The organism is Roseimaritima multifibrata, from assembly GCF_007741495.1.
Lineage (GTDB): Bacteria > Planctomycetota > Planctomycetia > Pirellulales > Pirellulaceae > Roseimaritima > Roseimaritima multifibrata.
Genome location: NZ_CP036262.1, coordinates 1,875,145 through 1,895,210, shown reverse-complemented (window position 1 = coordinate 1,895,210; position 20,066 = coordinate 1,875,145). Strand labels below are relative to the sequence as shown.

Sequence of the window (20,066 nt, the reverse complement as noted above, 5' to 3'; positions counted from 1 at the left end):
GAGCGGTTCTTAATCGAGCGGCTTTCGGGTGGCCCGGCGCACGCCGTCCGCGAGCATTTGCTTGCCCCTCCACATAATTACCGGGCGGATTGCGCCGCGGTGTCACGAAAACGCTCCGCACGCCGTTGCTGTTTTCCCTTGGCGACTTTAATATTGCGGACTTGATTCCCCTTAAAATCCACTCACCCTTCGGCCCCCTCCTATGCCCTCCGACATAGCAAATCTCCGTAACATCGGAATTATCGCTCACATCGATGCGGGAAAAACGACCGTCACCGAGCGGATGCTCTACCTGAGTGGTGCGAAACATCGCGTTGGACGTGTTGATCACGGGACCACCGACACCGATGACGATCCGGAAGAACAGGAACGGGGGATCACGATTTTCTCGGCTTGCGTCAAATTTCACTGGGGTGATTACAACATCAACCTGTTGGATACGCCTGGGCACGTTGACTTCACCGCCGAAGTTGAACGATGCCTGCGAGTCCTGGACGGGGCCGTGGTGGTCTTTTCAGCACGCGAAGGAGTCGAAGCCCAAAGTGAAACGGTTTGGCGGCAAGCCGATCGATACGACGTTCCACGAATCGTATTCATCAACAAATTGGATCGTGAGGGAGCGAACTTTGAAAAAGTTCTGCAGCAAATCGGGCCACGCCTAAATGGCAAACCGATCCCGATCCAAATCCCCGTTGGACTAGGACCGGCTCACACCAGTGATCCCTTCCGGGGCGTGATCGATTTGATCGAGATGAAAATGCTGGAATTTGATCCGGAATCGGAAGGCAAAAAGGTTTCGACAGTCGAAATTCCTGAAGACCAGATGGATGATGCTACGATCTGGCGAGAGCAACTGCTGGAATCGGTTTATGAACTGAGCGAAGAAGCGATGCAACTGGCGATGGAAGAGAAGCCGGTTCCCCCTGAAATGATCCGTGCCGCTCTCAGACAAGGTTGCCTGACGCGTCAAATCCAGCCGCTGGTATGCGGGTCCGCACTCCACGGAATGGGAGTCCAACCATTGCTCGATGCGGTTGGAAATTACCTTCCCTCACCTGCCGACCGGCCTCCGGTAAAAGGGATCATTCCCAACAAGCCCGATTCGGAAATCGAAAGAGCTCCTTCCGAGAAAGAACCTTTCTGCGGATTGGTCTTCAAAATCCTTCCGGCCAAAACGGGGGACAACTACTGGATACGCATCTACAGTGGGCAATTAAAACAGAACTCTCGAGTCCACGTCCCCAACCGCGACAAGAAAGAGAACATCGCCCAGCTATGGCAAATCCACGCGAGCAAAAAGGAGCGAGACGGACAGATCGACCAGGTCAACGCTGGCGACATCTGCTGCGTGATCGGGCCGCGTTGGGCGATCACCGGTGACACGGTCTGCGACACCCGCGACCAGATTGAATTGCCCAGCATCAAGTTCGCAGAAGCGGTTTTATCGATGGCGATCGAACCGGAAAACACGTCGGATCGGAAAAAACTGAACGAGGTGCTGGAAATGCTCAAACGGCAGGATCCAACTTTCCACGCCGTCGAGAACGAAGAAACCGGGCAGAACCTGATCAGTGGAATGGGGGAACTGCATCTGGAGGTGATCCAGCATCGCCTGACCCGTGACTTTGGCATGAAAGTCAAATTCTATAAGCCTCGAGTCAACTACCGCGAAACGATTTCCAAGCCTGCATCGGTCACCGGTCAATGCAACCGGCAGATGGGCGCCCAGCAGATGTTTGCGCGCCTAGACGTTTCGGTCGAACCTCTCGAAAACCCCGCCTCTCCAGTGCAGGTCTTCGACCGCATCCCGCCCGATTCAACCATTGTCGGCGAGATGCGGACGGCCGCCGTGGACGAACTGCGAGAACGAGCCGCTGGCGGAGGATTGATCGCGGGATTCCCTCTGATGGGTTTGCGGTTGAATGTGACCGGCGGTGAGGCACATGAAGAGAACAGCGATCCGGTCGCTTTTCGAATCGCTGCCGGCGACGCGTTCACCCAAGCGATCGAAGCGGCACAGCCGACGCTGCTGGAACCGATCATGCGGATGGAAATCACGACGCCCGAAGAGTACATGGGAGATATCGTCGGAGACCTCCAACAGCGGCGTGGCGTGATCGGGAAAACCGATGTCTACGGCGATTTAACCACAATCGTCGCTTACGCGCCGCTGAAAGAATTGTTCGGATACTCCAGTGCAGTGCGAAGCCTAAGCCAAGGGCGAGCGAGCAGCAGCATGGAACCGCACGGCTACCAAGCTGCCCCCAAAGAAGACCTGGAATCGTTTTCTTATTAGAGGCAATTCCGCAATCTTGGCCTCCATACGATTGCGTCTTCGGTCCTGGGGTCTGGCACCTAGGACCGCAGAGGCAGCGTCGCAAGGTCTTCGCGGGACACGGCTGACAGGCCCAATCGATCCCTCTTCATTTTCCTGCCCCCATTTTCCTGCCGAAACATCCAAGCAGGGCGGTGGTCGGTACTGCAGCAACTAATTTTCACCATTTTTCGGAGGAAGCGTCGCTTCTTCTGACCAAAAGAGGATAGATTCAATGCAACACGCTCCTTCGTTGTCCGGTTTTAGCAACAGATGACCACTCGATGCATATAGCCTTGTTTTTGGTTGGACTGGTTTTTCTGATCGGCGGGGCGGAACTTCTGGTTCGCGGCGCATCAAGACTGGCAAGCTCGTTCGGTGTGCCGCCACTGATTGTCGGGTTAACGGTCGTCGCCTTCGGAACCAGTGCCCCCGAGTTTGCCGTCAGCTTGAAAGCGGCTCTCAACGATCAGGCGAATATCGCGGTTGGCAACGTCATCGGCAGCAATATTTTTAACGTCCTGTTTATCCTGGGACTGTCGGCACTGATCTGCCCTCTTGTTGTTTCCAAGCAATTGATACGTTTCGACATCCCATTGATGATCGGAGCTTCGGTGCTCGCATTTCTATTGGCACTAGATCACCGTCTTTCTCGCCTGGATGGCTTGATACTTTTTGCCGGGTTACTTCTTTACACAGGGTTCCTGATCTACCACGGTCGCAAGATTCCAGCCGAAAACGAAGCGGCAGACGAGGCAACTAAAAAGCGCGAAAATCATTCTGCGTTTGCAAACGTTGTATTGATGCTGGCCGGCTTGGCTCTACTGGTGCTCGGATCGCGCTGGCTTGTCACTGGTGCCATAAGTCTTGCCAAGTACGTTGGGGTCAGCGATGTCACCATCGGGATGATCGTCGTCGCTGCGGGAACCTCTCTTCCGGAAGTCGTCACATCGATCGTGGCAAGCTTACGTGGCGAGCGTGACATCGCCATTGGGAATGTTATTGGCAGCAACCTATTTAACATTTTGGGGGTCCTTGGACTGGCCGCCCTCGTTGCTCCCACGTCGATTGAGGTGGTGCCTTCAATCCTCTCCGTCGATCTGCCACTGATGATTGCAGTAGCATTCGCCTGCTTACCCATCTGTTTCACCGGAGGCGTCATTTCGCGATGGGAAGGCGGATTCTTGTTCGCCTATTACGCGGCATACATGACCTATGCGATCTTGCTGGCCACACGGCACGAAGCTTTTCCAGCTTTCCATACCGCGATGCTGTACTTTGTCATACCGATAACGATCGTGACTCTGGTGGTCTTAACCATCCAGTCAGTACACCGGAGAAAAGCAATTAGCAATTAGCAATTAGGGTGTTCGCAGTGGAACGGCGCGAGCCCGATGCATCTTCTTTCTTAGCGGAACGGCGCGAGCCGTCCGGCAATCGCATAGAAAACACAATGAATTTGCCGATCGGCTAAGAAACCCCGCCCGGCGATGCCAAAGCAGATGGCATTGGGCGAGAGCCGTCCGGCAGCTTCGTCCGTGCGTGTTGCCGAGCGAACTTGCAACCGGCGGATGAATCGACTCGATAGCCGACGGAGATCGCTCTGGACCGGTGACCTCGCGTCCGTTTCGGTTTGAGGCGGCCGGTGGGAACCGGCACGACTTGCTTGACTTGCGGGTCGCTTAGTGGACTCGCTGCCCTGGCTGAGCCCCTTCGTCGACGCCTAACAGGAAGACCTCGGCTCCGCCTGGCCCGGCTGCGGCGACCATACCTTCGCTCAAACCAAATCGCATTTTGCGTGGTTTTAGGTTGGCAACCATGATGACCAATCGGCCCACAAGTGCTTCGGGTTCGTAGGCCGCCTTGATTCCGGCAAAGACATTGCGACGTTCGTCGCCGCCCAGACTGAGCGTCAGCTGCAACAGCTTGTTGGCTTCGGGTACATGTTGGGCAGCGACAATCCGAGCGACCCGCATGTCGACTTTGACAAAATCATCGATCGTGATCTCTTCGGACATCGGTTCGTCCTTGAGCGGTTGATCGCTGTCTTCAAAAGTGACTGCGGGGACGTCCGGAGTGTTTTCTTCGCTTGGCTTGCTCTCTTCGATCATCTTCTTCAGATCCTCAATTTGCACACGTTTGAGCATGTGCTTGAAAGGGGCAACGGGGGTCCCTACCAACGGAGAGCGACTTTGCTCCCAGCTTGTAATCGGGTCCCCCAACAATTCGCCACACTGCTGACTCAGGCGAGGCAGCACGGGTGACAGGTAAATGGAAAGTTGTCGGAACAAATTCAATGCGACCGTGCAGACATCACGCAGTTCGTCTTGTCGCGCGGGATCTTTTTTCATTTCCCACGGCTTGGCATGTTCGACAAACGGGTTGGCTCGATCGGCTAGTTCCATGATCTGCCGCATCGCTTTGGCGTAGTCGCCCGCCTCATAGGCAGCGGAAATCGCGTCCCCCGCATTGGCGGCGGCTTCAAAGAGCCCGCCGTCGTCGGGGTAGGTTGGGGAAAGCCCAAGTTTGCCAGCAAACTTTGCGGTTCGGCTAGCTAGGTTAACGACCTTGCCAACCAGATCACTGTTGACCTTATCGGCAAACTCTTCCAGCCCAAGGTCGATATCTTCCACCCTTGCGGTCAGTTTGGTCGCGTAGAAATAACGCAGGTAGGCCGGGTCATGGTGCAGCAAAAAAGTTTCAGCCGTGACCAGTGTCCCTACCGACTTCGCCATTTTCTCACCATCGACGGTCAGGAAGCCGTGGATGTGGACTTTGGTCGGTAACTGATAACCGGCCGTCTTCAGCATGCCCGGCCAAAACAGCGTGTGAAAATAGGTAATGTCCTTGCCGATGAAGTGATGGATTTCGGTATCTTCGCTTCGCCACCAATCGTCCAACGATTCCCCTTGCTGCTGACACCACTCCTGAGTGCTAGCAACGTAGCCGATCGGTGCATCAAACCAGACATACCAATAATTGCCTGGGGCATCCGGAATTTCAAAACCGAAGTAAGGGGCTGGCCGCGAGATATCCCAGTCGCGAAGGGCCTCTTTTAAGAAAAACCCACTTAGATAATTGGCGGTTTCACTCTGTAGGGCTCCGCTATTAGCAACCCAGTCGGTCAGGAAGGGCCGCAACTGCTCCAGTTCGACAAACAGATGCGTTGCCGACCGCAGCTCGGGCGTCGCCCCGCTGAGCGTGCTTTTCGGATCGATTAAATCGGCCGGGCTGTAGGTGCTACCGCATTTACTGCAATTGTCCCCAGGCTGATTCGTCGCTTGGCAATTAGGACAAGTCCCACGGACAAATCGGTCGGCCAGGAAGGTGTTGGCTTCGGGATCGAACAACTGGTCAATCGACCGCTCGGTGATCAGGCCGGCTTTGCGGAGTTCTTGCCAGAACTGGCCACACAATTCGCGGTTTGCATCGCTGTGGGTGCTTCCGTAGTGATCGAACTGAACGTCGAAGCCATCAAAGTCCCGCTGATGCGCCTGCTGCGTCGCAGCGATCAATTCTTCCTCGGTACGCCCTTCTTGACGAGCTCGGATCATGATCGCTGTACCGTGGGTGTCGTCCGCACAGACGTAGACACATCGATTGCCCACTAAACGCTGATAGCGGACCCAAATGTCGGTTTGGATATACTCCACCAAGTGGCCGATATGGATCGGCCCGTTAGCGTAGGGGAGGGCACTGGTGACAAGGATACGACGAGAGCTCATGAGGGACTTCCGTGACCGGTGGCAAGGAAACGAATTGCGGCGAGTTATTTGCGAGCGGGTATTGTAGGGAACGCAACAAAAACCGAAACGACACGCCAACTTGAGCCTAAGTTCATAAAAAACGGAAAAACTTTCGCTGGCCCTAACTTATTGGCAGAACAGTAGGTTACCGAAACCGCCGGAACTTAACAGGGAGGAAAAGGGGGCTCCGGCAGTGACTTGGTCTTGGCACAGACCCGGCTCTCCGACGACTATCCGGCCCGAACCGAGGCGTTCCGCAACCAGATACAAATCCAGGGAGGGATTTGAACCGTGGTCCAAGCTACCTTGCTACTGATGTTATCTGCTGTCACTGCCCCCCCGAGTGACGCGATATTAATTGAATTTTCTTCGCCGCAGTGCGTGCACTGCGAAACGATGCAACCGGTGATTGCCGAATTGCAAAAACAAGGCGTGCCGGTGCGGCGTGTCGACGTCAATCGCGAACGCGAACTGGCGATCCGCTACAAAATTCAAAGCACCCCAACGTTTGTGATCGTTTCGGGTGGCTCGGAAAAAACCCGTTTGGTTGGCGCTCAACCGCTGCAGGAACTTCAACGCGCCCTCCATAGTCACGCTTCCCCGCAACTGACGCCGACTCGCTCGGTTCAGCCACCGGCGCCCCCCGTCCCGGAAACCCGGCTGGCGAGTGCCACGGGCGGATCCGAAGCGATGCCATCGATGTCTCTGACCGATGCCGTCCAACGGGCTGAAGCGGCCACCGTTCGCCTTCGCGTTCATGACGAACAAGGGTTTGGCGTCGGGACCGGAACCATCATCGACCAGCATGGCGAAGACGCTTTGGTGCTGACCTGCGGCCACCTGTTCCGCGATTCAGGCGGAAAAGGAAAAGTCGAAGCGGAGATTTTTTATGCGGGCCAAATCAAAACGGTCCCAGGGCGAGTCCTCAGCTACGACGCTGGCGATCGTGACATCGCGTTGGTCGTGATTCAGCCGGGGGTTCCCATCGAACCGATTCAGGTTCTTCCTAAAAATGAAACCGTCCGCAACGGTCAGTCGGTCTTCAGTTTTGGCTGCGACCGTGGAGCCGACCCCAGTCGTCGCGACACCCGTGTCACCGGCGTCGACAAATACAATCAAAACAAAGGAGCCTCCAACATCGAAATCGCTGGAGCTCCAATCGACGGACGCAGCGGTGGCGGGTTGTTTGATGAGCAAGGCCGACTGATTGCCGTCTGCAATGCAGCCGACCACGAAGGGGATGTTGGGATCTATACCGGCCCGCGTTCGGTCTACTGGCAACTTGATCAGGTCAACCTTTCGCAGCTCTACCAACAATCGGCCCCCAGCGGCAACCGACTGGCAGAACTAAACCGGGCAGGCCCCGGCAAACTGGCAAGCTTAGGCCCCTCTGACCCATCACCAATGGACGCAGGTAACACTGCCCCGGTGGGCGCACCGACGGGAACGGCTGCGGATCAGCAAATGATCGTGATCTACAACGACGGTGGTCAGAAGCGAATGATTACGCTGGACGACCCACCTGCTGAACTTCGGCAATTGCTGAACCAGCATCGGTAATTGCGATTTGCAGGTACAATAAAGAGGAGACGCACGCTATGCACTTTACTTCCTTCTCTTTCCTGTGAATTCAATGTCGTCCTTAGGGGCCACTCCGACGACCGCAGAGGCTCCCCCGCCATTCGCATCCAGTTCGCGTGGGGGGATGCCCGCCTGGATGATGTCGATCTTTTTGCACGTCTGCTTGATGACGACCGCAGGACTGATGTTCGCGGTCAGCGAAAAGGGAACGGAACAGGAAATCGATCGCCCGATCGGGATCGCTTTGGTTCAGGCGATGCCGGACCGCGACAAATATCAGATCCAGCCTGACCAACAACGTCAGGTGGCCGTCGAAGGCGAAGCGAACGACGCCAGTGTCGCAGCCCTCTCGGCCGCCGCTCCCCCCGCAGGTTTGAACGCGCCACTGGACCTGCAAGGCATCCTGGCAGACCTGAGTGCAACGCCGATGCCCGGTTCCAATGGTTCGATCGGCGACGCTTTGCAAGCCAGCGAAGCAACGCGACCTGGGACCAATCCACTGGGCGACGGCGGATCCCAACCAACGACAACCAAAGTCTTCGGAGTTTCGGGGACAGGGTCTCGGTTTGTCTATGTGTTCGATCGCAGCGACAGCATGAATGGGTATGGCGGGCGTCCTTTACAAGCCGCCAAAACCGAGCTTCTAAAGAGCCTCCGCACCCTTGGCGAACAACAGCAATTCCAAATCATTTTCTACAACAATCGCCCTTCACCATTCCGCCCGATCGGATCGATGAACAGCATGCTGGTCGGCAGCGACGAAATCAAAGCGAGTGCAGAGAAATACGTCAAAGGGATGCGAGCGTTTGGCGGTACCCAGCATGAAGACGCGATCAAACTTGCCTTGCGTCTAAAACCCGACGTGATTTTCTTCCTTACCGATGCACGTGTCCCCCGGCTGACCGGTTTGCAACTCCGTTCGATTCGCGCCCGAGCAAGCAAAGCGGGAACGACCATTCATGCGATTGAATTCGGTGCTGACGGAGCCTCGCCGAGCGATAGTTTTCTGCAAGAATTGGCGGCTCAGAACGGAGGCCAATATCGTTACTTGGATGTCCGCAGCTTTCGTCAGGATGGGCAATGGGACGGACAACCAGAATCATGAAATCGCTGCCAGCCATCTTTGCCGGATTCGTTTGCAGCCTGCTACTCGCGTCGACGACTGCCGGGCAAACGCCAGACCAGATTGCGGTCCGGACAACGCCGGCTACGGGAACGCAAAATTCTTGGTTGCCACAGCCCCTATTAATCCTGAGCGGGGAAATCGTTGCTTTCGATCCCAAACAAATTGAAATCCGCGTCGGGGACGAAACCAAAACAACCTTCGTTCGCGTCGATCGAGTTGTTTGGCTGCGGCCGGGTTGGCAGGAATCGGAAGCACAAGCAGGAGCCACGGCTTACGCTGAAGAGGATTGGGCGTTGGCGATAGCTAAGCTGCTGCAAGGCTTAAAAGCGAGGCCTCCAGTGTGGCGTCAAGAATGGATGTCCGCGTTACTGGCCAATGCCGCCTTCCAAGCCAATCGCTATCCTGCCGGGTTAGAACTTATCGCTCAGCTGGATCGACAACCGCTCTCCGCTCCCGTCGTTGGATTGCTCCCGATTACATGGGTCGGAGGCATGTCGGGCGACGCGGCCGTTGCAGCCGCAAACGACGACCTACAAGCGGCCGAACCTCTTGTCCGGCTCGCCTCCGCCAGCCTGCTAATAGGGACGCCTCACCAACAAACGGCGCAGCGAACACTGACCGATCTATCGGCTGATGCCAAACGTCCGTTGGTGGCGAGAATGGCTGATGCTCAGCTGTGGCGAATGGCAACGCCTGTCGAGACCAAACGCAATGTCGAGCGTTGGCTGCAAAAAATCGATAGCCTCCCCCCATCGGTCGCCTGGGGACCAATGGCAGCGATCGCCGAGCGACTGGAAGTTGCCGGGGAGCAAGAGCGAGCGTTAGCGATGTGGTTGAGCGTCGGTTTACTCGCCCCCGATCCAGATCACCCGCTGTCCAGAAAGGCACGGGAGCGAGCCAAACAGATCCTACAATTACAGGGGAATCCAGACGCCAACGCCAAAGCGCTGCAGTAGGACGTCCCCTGCAGAGCGTGCGAGGTAGTGATTCTTCTAGGGTCGCCCTTCGCTCCGCGAAAGGGGCGTGTACGGACGATACCTTCGCGGCGCAAAAGGCAAAACGATCCAAACCGGCAACGACGGATCGCTGCAGGTATCCAGCGCATAAAAAACCCTCCATGCGAAATCGCATGGAGGGTTTTCTGTTGTTCACAAATTCAGTTTGCGTCGCTTACTGAATAGCGTTCTGAACGTCTTTCAGGACAGCAGCGGCGTCAACTTTGCCAGCGGCAAAGGAGTGGTTTGCAACCACTTGGCTGTTGTTGGCGATAACAACGGTGACGTCCGAGCTTGGGTCAAGCTTGTAGCTTCGTGGGCCATTCTGAGCGTCTTTGGCAACGACAACTGGAACGTTGCTGACGGTTGTGGAAGAAGCAAGCTTCTTAGCTTCTTTCTGTAGAGCGGCTCCATCGCCACCAACCAGGGTTACGAAACTTTTCAGTCTGTGATCGCTGTTTTTCGCAACAGCTTTGTCTAGTTCACCGATCAAGGCGGTCAGTTGGTCACTGTTCTTGCGGGCGAATACCATGACCATGGGGCTTTGGCCGTAACGGCAGCGGTAGCAAAGTTCGTCACCTGGCTCGACGCCATCTTCATTTGCACCTGCAACTTTGGTTACGTAAAACGCGCCGATCGGATCACCTTTAGCGAGGCATTCGCTATCGCCGTCCGCAGCTTGCAGATTTCCAGTGAAACAAACAGCGGCCAAAGTCGCTGCAAACATCATTGCTCGTACCATCTTCAAATTCTCCAGTTTCCCCGGCTGAACCGGGGGACGTTAGGAAGGAAACGTTCACGTAAGCAGAGGATGACCAATCGCAAAGATCATCCGCCATCACAACCGACATTATCCGGAGGTACCAAGTGAGAAGCAAGCGTTTAAGTGAAGTAATTTCATGAAGGACTAAAGAAGAGATCGCGAACAGGAAGATTTCCCGGTGCAAAGGACCTTCAGGACGGAGTGATTGAGAAGGCTTAACCGCGGATTTCCGGCAGTATTTACCTGCCGCCAGCCGGCTAATTTAGCCTTTCGCTCCACGAAAGTGGTTCCAACAGGACGTTCTTTCGCAGGGGGCTTGAAAAGAATAAGTGAAGAAAGTCTGGCTCCCCTCGCCCTCAAAACAAGCTCGCCTAAAACAGGTTTGATACTGGATCAACGGTTCGCCAACTAATTCACTTAATGGCGATTCAAAGGCTTGTTTTTGGGGAGAGGGGCTGGGGGAGAGGGGCCGACAGCGTTGGACAAGGCGCGGCTTAACCGCTTGAAATCCGAGGCGTTCACCGCGTCTTGGCCGCAAAATCGTCGCCTGCAAATCTCCCCCTCTCCCCCAAGCAAGCTCCCCCAAGCAAGCTTCCCTAAAACAAACAAAGAGGCAGAGATCACGCAATGAGCTAGCAGAGATTTCTTCCGCACCGAAGAGCTCGCTTAGGGGCGAGGGGAGCCAGACTTTCTTCATTTATAAATCGCACGTCCCGAACGAAAGGCGACAATCGCTAAATCGACGGACGTACAACGATTTTCCGCAGACCGACACTTGAACGAAAGACTCAAATGCCAGCCAGTGTGCCAACCAGCAATCGACGCAGGCTGCCGGCTTCGCCCATCTTGTCTCCTGGCCCCCACCTCTGACGGAAACAAATGGAACCGTTCCGGCGACCCAAAAGCAGGTCACTCACAAACGGCACGTTCCCTAGAATCCACTCGGAGCTTGGTACTCGGCGTATTCGTCGAATTCGTCGTGGCGATCGGGGGCCTTGTTCTGGAACCGGGTGTAATTCTTTTCCCAGGTCAATTCGACTTCGCCGACCGGACCATTACGTTGTTTCGCGATAATGATTTCAGCCTGACCCGCGTACTGCTCGCGTTCTTCACCACGCTGGTAGTACTCCTCGCGGTGAACAAACATGACAACGTCGGCATCCTGCTCGATAGCACCCGATTCCCGCAGGTGACTCAAACGTGGACGGTGATCCTTGCTATCTTCCGCTTGCCGGTTTAATTGGCTTAGGCAGAGGACCGGCACTTTAATTTCACGAGCCATCCCTTTCAGGCGTCGAGCAATTTTCGCCACCTGCTCCTGCCGAGGGTCACGTGGATTATCCGGTTCGATTAACTGCAAGTAATCGATCACGATCAGCCCCAGATTGCCATCGCGGCGGGCAATACGCCTTGCACCTGCGGCGATCTCACTGACCGTTCGGCTGGGCGAATCATCCACGAACAGGGGTGCCTGGCTGATTTCGTTTGCCTTCTGAACCAACCGTCCCCGTTCTTCTTGGGTAATATCCCCGGCACGAAGTTTGTGACCGTTGACGCGTGCGAGTGAACAAAGCATACGGTCAGCCAATTCGATCCCCGACATTTCCAAGCTGATAAAGAGGACCGCTTCGCGAGACGAAGTACAGATATTTTCGGCGATGTTCATCGCGAAGGCCGTTTTTCCCATACTGGGTCGAGCGGCCAAAATGATCAGTTCCCCTTGATGAAAACCACCCGTCATCGCATCAAAGTCGATGTAGCCGGTTTCGACCGTCCCTTCGGTATCTTCATTACACATACGTGCATCGATACGGTCCATCGCATGGTGCAGGATGTCGCTGATGCTATTGACCGACTGAGTCGACCGACCATCCATGATCGAAAAGACCCGTTGCTCCGCCTGAGCCACCAGGTCGCGAGCCTCGTGCGACTGCTCATAAGCATCGCGAAGGATATCGGTCCCAGCTTCGATCAATTTCCGGTAGGTCGCTTTCTCGGCAACGATTTTTGCGTAGTAAACCGCATGGGCGGCGTTAGGTACCGAAGTCGCTAACTGGCCGAGGTAGGCGGCGCCGCCGATCGCTTCGAAATCTTCGGCTTTGCGGAGTCGTGCGACCAACAACGTCACATCGATCTTATCCCCTTCATCATGCATCTCGCGCAGATGAGTGAACAGTTTCCGATTGGCGTCATTATAAAAATCGTCGTTCCTCAAAACGGACGCCAAATCGTCGCAAACATCGGGAAGCAACAAGATGCTTCCCAGCACGCCCATCTCCGCTTCCAGGTCAAATGGTTGCTCGCGCTGCAAGATTTCACTGGCGGTCGTTTTCTTTTTCTTCTTCTTGTTCGGAAATTCCCGCTCGTTGCCTTCAGCAACCATGTTGACCACTCCGTTGGAATCGCAATGAAAATATAATTTGAAGAGTTTTGAAGAGTGAAGAGTAATGAGTATTGGAAGGGGGACGCCGCTTGAGCAATGTCCTCTTTCGTTCGGCAATGCGTAGGGACTCGTTCTTCCGCGGGGGACGTGCGAACGGCGACACTCCGAACACTCCGTCCCTCTTTAAAAACCGAAAAGTGAATGAGGGCTGCCTAACCGGTTCGCAGCAAATTCTCGATCGCGGCGGCGGCCTGTTTCATTCGCTGTCGCTCCGCAGTTTCCGCGGCAGCGTTCTCGCCATTGTCCAGCCAACCGGCGACTCGTTTGGTCGCAGCAATCACCGTGCTGTGGCTGCGGTTCCCAAAGTAATCACCGATCTCACTAAACGCGGCTCGGGTATGCTGACGTGCCAAGTACATCGCTAACATGCGGGGCTGGCTGACGCTTCGCTGCTGTCCACGCGACTGCAAGGTTCCCTTGGGTAGTCCAAATGTATCACAAACGGCTTTCTGAATATCCGCCAATCCAATGATCGGGGCCGAGGTTCGCAGAATGTCACCAGCGGCCGAATCGAGGACTTGCTGCCAGGTCGGCATTTTACCTCGCATCTGCTGAAGTGCCCAAATCTGATTGACCAGTCCCGACATCACACGTCCGTCGCCGGCGACCGATTCCGACAACGTGTCGAGCAAGTTTGCTGGCAATTCCAAGCCAACCATCGCGGCAAATTGTTCCAAAACGGCCCGCCGGGTGGCGACATCCATCGGCCCGATCCCGCACATCATCCCGCCACTCAGACGGCCCGCCAGTTCGGCGGGGATCCCTTCAATTTCCATCGGCGGACGGTCGCCCGCAAAAATCAGTTGCTTTCGAGTCCGCAGCAGGGCGTCGACCGTGTGCAGCAATTCCCGCAACGTCGCTCGCTTGTTCCCACCAAAAAACTGCACATCATCGATCATCAACGCGTCGACGTCGCGGTAACGACGACGAAAAGCCGGCAAACCACTGCCACGCAAAGCGGTCGTGAAATCGTTCGTAAAATCTTCCGCCGTCAATTGAATCACCCGGCGAAGGCGATGCTTGCGGCGGAGCGAATCGCGGATCGCCGTAACCAAATGAGTTTTGCCCGACCCCGAAGGTCCCCAAAAGTAAATCGGGGAGGCCGCCCCAGGGTTGTCGACCACCATTCTTGTTGCCGTATGAGCCAATTCGTTACAGGAACCGACAACAAACTGATTCAGAGTCATCGCCCAGCGAGGCGGCGCGGGAACCGCCCCCGATGCATCGCCGGCGGTTTCGCCCGCTTCCTCAGCCGGTTTTTCCCGGAATAGAGGATTCCCAATCGGGCGAGGCCCCCTTGTGCGGCGGCGAGAGCCTGCGGAGACGGGACGTGCACCAGCCGAACCCGAACGGCGAGCCGCCGCGGGGAGGTTATCAGGTACAGAGGACTCGTCTTCAAATCGCAACTTCAGGCCATTATTCGTTTCAATAGGGGAGGCTGAATCCCCTGAGGACGGTGCAGCATTCTCGGTAGCTTGATCCGCCGCAGGCGATACGGCCGCGGCCGGTTCGCTATGCAATATATGGATTTCAACATCGTTTCCGCAAATCGACTTGGATGCCGAGCGAATGTCCCCCGCGTGCCGCGCTCGTAAACGCTCCGCAGCAAACGGACTGGATGCCGTAACGGTGACCACTGCCGAAGATTCGGCAGTCCCTGGCTCCACTTGCAACCCAACATCGTGACCGAACCACAAATTGTAGCGGCCATCTCCCATCTGCAGGCGCAAGACTTCCTTGATTTCATCAGCGACATCCTTGCCACCTGCTCTGTTCAGCTGATGCATACCGGTAGCGCAACCCTCCCTCATGGACGATGGCCCGAAGCGAAATAGGAACCCAGTTTTGAGGAAGAGGACAGCCAAAAGCGTGGAGGCTAGAAACGCACAACCGAGCTCCGCTGGGCGGCAATGATGCCCTCAATCGATTCCTGTACTGGGTGACGACAGGGCGGAATTGTAGGGAAGCTAGCAAAGGAGTCAAACTGAGACCGAATCGTTTTTTGAGAGATCATGGTGGCGGAGCGTTCTACCCTGCAAAGCCCTAGTTTTCAAAGGTCGGCAATCGACGGTACCTAGCTGAAGAGGCACTTTGACGTTCGGTGGAAAAGCTGTCGAGAGATTTGGACTTCAGTCAAATTCACGAGACTTTAATAATCGCAACTCCTTAACACATAACACTTTGTAGATTTGCTAGCAAAAAAAGAGGCCCCTCAGGGGTTGTTAACACCGCAGCGAAATCGGACGACAAAACCGCCATTTGGCAAGCTAGGCAAGATAGCCAGCCACTCCCCCCAAAGGAGAGGTTCAAAGATGCTTGAGATGGAACGCGGTCCGACCTGCAGGGCCGCCCGCTGGCGGCTTCCTAAGGCGATCCTTTCACGAGCCGCCCCTGGTGCTTTCCCCCCCGGGCATCCTCTCGCATGCGTGGCAGGAGATGCCAATAGCGGCGAGAGAGAGAAACGGCAGATTGAAAAAGGAGTATTACAAAATGAAAAATGAAAAATCGTCAGCGGCGACAGCCATTCTGCATTTTCCATTTTCCACTTCAACTTTTGCAATTCCTCTCGCCCCCGAGCCAGCTTCGCAGCCCCCCGCCCCCGCTAACACTTGGCCAGCCCTCCTATAGGGAATGATTTTCATCAGGCCAGGCTTAGAAGAGAGGAAACAAGACTTTCGTCACAGATCGAATTCGCTTTCTCTCGCGTTGCGTGGCAGGAGATGCGAATAGCAGCGTGAGAGAGACGGCAGATTGAAAAAGGAGTATTACAAAATGAAAAATGCAAAATCCCCAGCGAGGACAGCCATTTTCCAATTTCCAATTCCCCTCGCCCGCTAGCCAGCTTCATGGCAACCAACCCCGCCATACCTGGCCAGCTATCCAACGTGGAACGATTTTCAACAGGCCGGGCGTACGAGAAAGAGGCGATTCAGACTTTCGACACTAATTCATTCCGCGTCTTGGGTCTCGCCCTTCATTTCGCCCGGCGACCTTAAGTCACAAACAACGTTTCGCCACCGTTTTTAAAAAACTACCTCCGGATCGTTCGTCTCCGAAAGCGACTTTGACGGTTGCACGGAGTCTGCGGACGCGTGATTTAGCTAGCTCAAAGCCGACTGCGTTAAACCGTGCCGCTGGTAACGATCAGGGCAGGGTAACCCTTCTGAAAAGGTGTCCAATGTTGCTTTTTTGCTACAGAAAAGCTTGAGCAAGTCGCTGCGATGGATAACATCAGAAACGTGGCTGCTCGCCGCGGGTGTGTTGCCCGTGATGGATGGGATCGGCCCGTTGTGGAACAACAAATGATGAGAAGCGTTCGAAAAATGAGCGATACGCAACCCTACATTGACGAAGTCGATTTACTGCTAGACAACGCCCGATTGCGGGATGAGTTGGAGCCGTATATCGATGATTCGGTAGACAGCGCGAGCGGCATGCCCTTGTCGGTCGAGAATGAGTATTTGGCCTCTATGTTGGCATGGGAGCGAGCTCCCGCGATGCCAATTGCCAATTGGTTTCAACCACCGCTCCAGCTGCCTCACCCCGATTCGCTAAAGGATCGGGCCCTCAGCGAGCTTCTAAATCAAACGATTAAGAGCTTGCATGGGGTTCAGGTGATATTGGAGTGCACGGAACACCTTTCCGACCGCCAGCTGTACACCATCATCTACCGGGACATCATGCCCCGCTGTGAGAAGAAGGTGGACTTGCCGGAGAATTACCTCCACTGGCGATGCCTGGACGAAGAGGACGAAACGACTTGGCTGAAGTATTACGCTTCGGCTGTCGAACGTCGGCAGTGGCAGGAACGGTATTCGATGGAACCGCCGAAAAGTGAAAATCCGCCTTACCCGCGGCAGTTGCCAAGGTAAATCGAAGCGAAGGCATGGGGGAAGCCCACAGTGAAGCCGTTGGCGAGGGATAGCCGACAGCTCGCTGGTTCCCCGCGAAAGAACGCCCGCGTAACCAGAGCGTTCGCCGGAACCAGAGCGTTCGCCGGAACCAGAGCGTTCGCCGGAACCAGAGCGTTCGCCGGAACCAGAGCGTTCGCCGGAACCAGAGCGTTCGCCGGAACCAGAGCGTTCGCCGGAACCAGAGCGTTCGCCGGAACCAGAGCGTTCGCCGGAACGGCATCGCTATCGCTCTTTGGTCCGGCCTACTTTTACGTTCGCCGTGGAAGGCGACAAAACGACAACCCGTGACGCGTTAGACAATCGGCAGCCAACTCGCAATGATTAGCGGCCGGCGGTCGCCGGAACGGCATCGCTATCGCTCTTTGGTCCGGCCTACTTTTACGTTCGCCGTGAAAGGCGACAAAACGACAACCCGTGACGCGTTAGACAATCGGCAGCCGGCTCGCAATGATTAGCGGCCGGCGACCGGCATATTGCTGTCTTTAATCGCCGAGGCGTCGTAGTTATCGACTTCGTTGACGTTCAGATTGGACGAGAAGTTGGTCCCTCGCACCAAGACAATATCGCCGGTGCCCGCTTCTTCTTCGGCGGCACAGCCATGGTGACGGGTCAATTCCAGCATGGCCAAGAACCAGCCGATCAGGGAAGACTTGTGCATGCCTCCGTCCAACAGATCTGCCAAGGCGACTCGATCGGTATCGCACAGTCGCCGGTGGATCCGCTGCATATAGATGTGAATCGGAGTGTCATCGTAAACGACCTCAGCCACGGGGGGCCCTTTCGCCTCCCGCATGATTCGCCCAAACGCACTCACCAAATCCCACAATTCCAGATCGGCGATCGGTTGGTCACCGGGATCGAGCTGGCGTGGGGGGAGGCTATCGGTCAGACGCGGGAAATGCTGCTGCCAGCGATCGCCCATTTCATCCAGCACACTGGCGGCGTCTCGAACCTGCTTGTATTCGAGCAAGCGTTGGACCAATTCTTCCTGCGGATCTTCGACGACCTCCTCTTCTTCGGAAACCGGCGTCGGCAGGACCGCCAAGCTTTTCAGCTCGACCAGGGTACTGGCCAGATCGATAAATTCACCGACTCCGCCGAGGTCCAATTCTTGCAAAACATCCAAATATTCGAAAAACTGGTCGACAACTCGGGTCAATGAGAGCGCAGTAACGTCCAATTCCTGTCGCCGTACCAAATACAGCAACAGGTCTAAGGGGCCGCGATATGCAGGTAATTCGATACGGAATGCCATGATGCCTCCACAATCGCAGCATCCAGCGGAGAATGCAAGAGACAGCGGGCCTTGTTGGTTTGAGGATGCAGAATTATTATGCCGCTTTGGTATTCGTCCGGTGATAAGGCCTTTTTACTATGCGTCACGTGCTTTCAGCGCTCGTCCAGAACGTTCCCGGCGTTCTGGCTCACATTTCCGGTATGCTCGCCTCGCGCGGGTACAACATTGACTCGTTGGCAGTCGGAGAAACCGATCTGCCCAACCTGTCGCGAATGACATTTGTCGTCGTCGGAGATGCCTATGTGTTGGACCAAGTCCGCAAGCAACTGAAAAAGATCGTCACGGTCGTCCAGGTAGAAGACGTCAGCGCCAGCGATTTCGTTGAACGAGACCTGATTCTGCTGAAGGTAAAAGCCCCAGCGGGAAGCGTCCGCAGCGAGATCCGCGAATTGGTGGACATTTTCCGCGGCCGGATCGTTGATGTTGGCCCGGAAGAAATCATGGTCGAAATCAGCGGTCGCGAAAATAAAATCGAAGCGTTTATCGACCGCATGCGAGCCTACGGGATTACCGAACTGGTTCGAACCGGGCGTATCGCCATGGTTCGCAGCATCAACGGGAAACTGCAGCAAGACTCCGACCAAACGCACGACATCCCCGCTAACGCGAAATAATGCGATAACGCGAAATAATGCGAACCTTCGGGGTTCGCGATACTCTCTCCTATCTGCTCTGACGTGAAACCGCCCGAGCCGATAGCTTTTAACAAACTTCTGAAGTAACTATTTCACGATTTTTAGGACTGAATGACACAATGGCCGCCACGATTTATTACGAAGCCGATGCCGATCTTTCTCACCTAAAAGGCAAGAAAGTTGCGATCCTCGGCTATGGTTCGCAGGGACATGCCCAAGCGCAAAACCTCCGCGACAGTGGCGTCGATGTCATCATCGGGCAACGTCCTGGATCTCCTAACTACGACCTAGCCAAAGAGCACGGCTTCGAGCCAATGTCGATCGCGGACGCAGTGAAAGCTGCCGACGTCATCAACATCCTGCTTCCAGATGAAGTCCAAGGACCGATCTACGAAGCATCGATCCGAGACAATCTGTCCAAGGGCAACATCTTGATGTGCTCCCACGGATTCAACATTCACTTCGGCCAGATCGAACCTCCTGCAGGTGTCGACACCTTGCTGGTCGCTCCAAAAGGCCCTGGGCACTTGGTGCGAAGCGAATTCGTTAAGGGTGGCGGCGTTCCAAGCTTGATCGCTCTGGGCGAAGGCGCATCGGAAGAAACCAAACAAATCGGCTTGGCTTACGCAAAAGGTATCGGCGGCACCCGTGGTGGCGTGATCGAAACCACCATCGCTGAAGAAACCGAAACCGACTTGTTCGGCGAACAGGTTGTTCTGTGCGGCGGCGTTAGCGAACTGGTCAAAGCAGGCTTTAAGACTTTGGTCGACGCCGGCTACCAACCAGAAATGGCCTACTTCGAATGCATGCACGAACTGAAGCTGATCGTTGACTTGTTCTACGAAGGTGGCCTCAGCTACATGCGTTACAGTATCTCCAATACCGCGGAATACGGTGACTACAGCTCGGGACCTCGGATCGTCACCGACGAAACCCGTGCAGAGATGAAACGTATCCTGGAAGAAATCCAGAACGGCACGTTCGCTCGCAACTGGATCCTGGAAAACCGTGCAGGGGCTCCTGGCTTCAAAGCCACCCGTCGCCGCGAACGCGATCTGCAGCTGGAAACCGTTGGCCGCAGCCTGCGAAAAATGATGACCTGGATCGACGAAAAAGAAGTCTAGGACAACCTTCAACTGAAATCCACGCTCCCATCAGCGTGGATTTTTTGCTGGTTACCAATGGATCTGCCAAGAAGAGTCCTGCATTTGCAAGACTCTTCTTTTAAGGAGGGCGGACGCTTCTGAAGACT

Annotated in this window: 13 protein-coding genes; 8 read left to right on the top strand and 5 right to left on the bottom strand. The window is 55.4% G+C overall.

Annotation, left to right across the window (positions count from 1 at the left end):
* Window positions 1-202: 202 nt before the first annotated feature.
* Both fusA and FF011L_RS06960 read left to right on the top strand, forming a co-directional pair.
* Complete coding sequence (gene fusA, locus FF011L_RS06965; protein WP_145350932.1) at window positions 203-2,296, top strand: elongation factor G; 2,094 nt, start codon at window positions 203-205, stop codon at window positions 2,294-2,296.
* A 302-nt stretch (window positions 2,297-2,598) separates the two neighbouring features.
* Window positions 2,599-3,672: a calcium/sodium antiporter gene (locus FF011L_RS06960; protein WP_145350931.1), complete on the top strand. Its 1,074-nt coding sequence runs from the start codon at window positions 2,599-2,601 to the stop codon at window positions 3,670-3,672.
* Window positions 3,673-3,996: 324 nt separating this feature from the next.
* On the opposite strand, the gene metG is transcribed toward FF011L_RS06960, so the two are convergent.
* Entirely contained in the window at window positions 3,997-6,039 is a 2,043-nt protein-coding gene (gene metG / locus FF011L_RS06955; RefSeq protein WP_145350930.1) for a methionine--tRNA ligase, read from the bottom strand.
* A 312-nt stretch (window positions 6,040-6,351) separates the two neighbouring features.
* On the opposite strand from metG, the gene FF011L_RS06950 reads away from it, so the two are divergent.
* From FF011L_RS06950 to FF011L_RS06940, 3 genes are all read left to right on the top strand, one after another.
* Window positions 6,352-7,620, top strand: a complete 1,269-nt coding sequence (locus FF011L_RS06950) for a trypsin-like peptidase domain-containing protein (RefSeq protein ID WP_246109784.1) — start codon at window positions 6,352-6,354, stop codon at window positions 7,618-7,620.
* Window positions 7,621-7,693: 73 nt separating this feature from the next.
* A complete protein-coding gene (locus FF011L_RS06945) occupies window positions 7,694-8,746 on the top strand; it encodes a vWA domain-containing protein (RefSeq protein WP_145350929.1) in 1,053 nt (350 codons plus the stop codon).
* Window positions 8,743-9,723 (top strand): hypothetical protein, encoded by a 981-nt coding sequence (locus FF011L_RS06940; RefSeq protein WP_145350928.1) that lies wholly within the window; start codon window positions 8,743-8,745, stop codon window positions 9,721-9,723. Before FF011L_RS06945 ends, FF011L_RS06940 begins: the two co-directional genes overlap by 4 nt.
* A 214-nt stretch (window positions 9,724-9,937) precedes the next feature.
* Here the strand turns inward: FF011L_RS06940 and FF011L_RS06935 are convergent, their stop codons facing one another.
* From FF011L_RS06935 to FF011L_RS06925, 3 genes are all read right to left on the bottom strand, one after another.
* The gene (locus FF011L_RS06935; protein WP_246109783.1) at window positions 9,938-10,504 is read right to left on the bottom strand and encodes a hypothetical protein; all 567 of its coding nucleotides are present in this window, start codon (window positions 10,502-10,504) and stop codon (window positions 9,938-9,940) included.
* Between the two features lie 952 nt (window positions 10,505-11,456).
* Entirely contained in the window at window positions 11,457-12,908 is a 1,452-nt protein-coding gene (gene dnaB / locus FF011L_RS06930) for a replicative DNA helicase (RefSeq protein ID WP_145350927.1), read from the bottom strand.
* A gap of 212 nt (window positions 12,909-13,120) precedes the next feature.
* Window positions 13,121-14,755, bottom strand: a complete 1,635-nt coding sequence (locus FF011L_RS06925; RefSeq protein ID WP_218933062.1) for a DnaA/Hda family protein — start codon at window positions 14,753-14,755, stop codon at window positions 13,121-13,123.
* A gap of 1,434 nt (window positions 14,756-16,189) precedes the next feature.
* On the opposite strand from FF011L_RS06925, the gene FF011L_RS06920 reads away from it, so the two are divergent.
* Complete coding sequence (locus FF011L_RS06920; RefSeq protein WP_246109782.1) at window positions 16,190-16,840, top strand: hypothetical protein; 651 nt, start codon at window positions 16,190-16,192, stop codon at window positions 16,838-16,840.
* A 493-nt stretch (window positions 16,841-17,333) separates the two neighbouring features.
* On the opposite strand, the gene FF011L_RS06915 is transcribed toward FF011L_RS06920, so the two are convergent.
* Complete coding sequence (locus tag FF011L_RS06915) at window positions 17,334-18,137, bottom strand: segregation and condensation protein A (RefSeq protein ID WP_145350925.1); 804 nt, start codon at window positions 18,135-18,137, stop codon at window positions 17,334-17,336.
* A 119-nt stretch (window positions 18,138-18,256) separates the two neighbouring features.
* Here FF011L_RS06915 and ilvN point away from each other — a divergent pair, with 119 nt between their 5' ends.
* Window positions 18,257-18,793: an acetolactate synthase small subunit gene (gene ilvN / locus FF011L_RS06910; protein ID WP_145350924.1), complete on the top strand. Its 537-nt coding sequence runs from the start codon at window positions 18,257-18,259 to the stop codon at window positions 18,791-18,793.
* A gap of 140 nt (window positions 18,794-18,933) precedes the next feature.
* Window positions 18,934-19,938 (top strand): ketol-acid reductoisomerase, encoded by a 1,005-nt coding sequence (gene ilvC / locus FF011L_RS06905; RefSeq protein WP_145350923.1) that lies wholly within the window; start codon window positions 18,934-18,936, stop codon window positions 19,936-19,938.
* The last annotated feature ends 128 nt before the right edge of the window (window positions 19,939-20,066 follow it).

What these genes read in the sequence shown, in the direction of transcription:
- ilvC (WP_145350923.1), top strand. Translation starts at nt 18,934, where the DNA reads ATGGCCGCCACGATTTATTACGAAGCCGATGCCGATCTTTCTCACCTA.
- FF011L_RS06935 (WP_246109783.1), bottom strand. Translation starts at nt 10,504, where the DNA reads ATGGTACGAGCAATGATGTTTGCAGCGACTTTGGCCGCTGTTTGTTTC.
- FF011L_RS06960 (WP_145350931.1), top strand. Translation starts at nt 2,599, where the DNA reads ATGCATATAGCCTTGTTTTTGGTTGGACTGGTTTTTCTGATCGGCGGG.
- FF011L_RS06915 (WP_145350925.1), bottom strand. Translation starts at nt 18,137, where the DNA reads ATGGCATTCCGTATCGAATTACCTGCATATCGCGGCCCCTTAGACCTG.
- fusA (WP_145350932.1), top strand. Translation starts at nt 203, where the DNA reads ATGCCCTCCGACATAGCAAATCTCCGTAACATCGGAATTATCGCTCAC.
- ilvN (WP_145350924.1), top strand. Translation starts at nt 18,257, where the DNA reads ATGCGTCACGTGCTTTCAGCGCTCGTCCAGAACGTTCCCGGCGTTCTG.
- FF011L_RS06920 (WP_246109782.1), top strand. Translation starts at nt 16,190, where the DNA reads ATGGATAACATCAGAAACGTGGCTGCTCGCCGCGGGTGTGTTGCCCGT.
- FF011L_RS06925 (WP_218933062.1), bottom strand. Translation starts at nt 14,755, where the DNA reads ATGCATCAGCTGAACAGAGCAGGTGGCAAGGATGTCGCTGATGAAATC.
- metG (WP_145350930.1), bottom strand. Translation starts at nt 6,039, where the DNA reads ATGAGCTCTCGTCGTATCCTTGTCACCAGTGCCCTCCCCTACGCTAAC.
- FF011L_RS06940 (WP_145350928.1), top strand. Translation starts at nt 8,743, where the DNA reads ATGAAATCGCTGCCAGCCATCTTTGCCGGATTCGTTTGCAGCCTGCTA.
- FF011L_RS06945 (WP_145350929.1), top strand. Translation starts at nt 7,694, where the DNA reads ATGTCGTCCTTAGGGGCCACTCCGACGACCGCAGAGGCTCCCCCGCCA.
- dnaB (WP_145350927.1), bottom strand. Translation starts at nt 12,908, where the DNA reads ATGGTTGCTGAAGGCAACGAGCGGGAATTTCCGAACAAGAAGAAGAAA.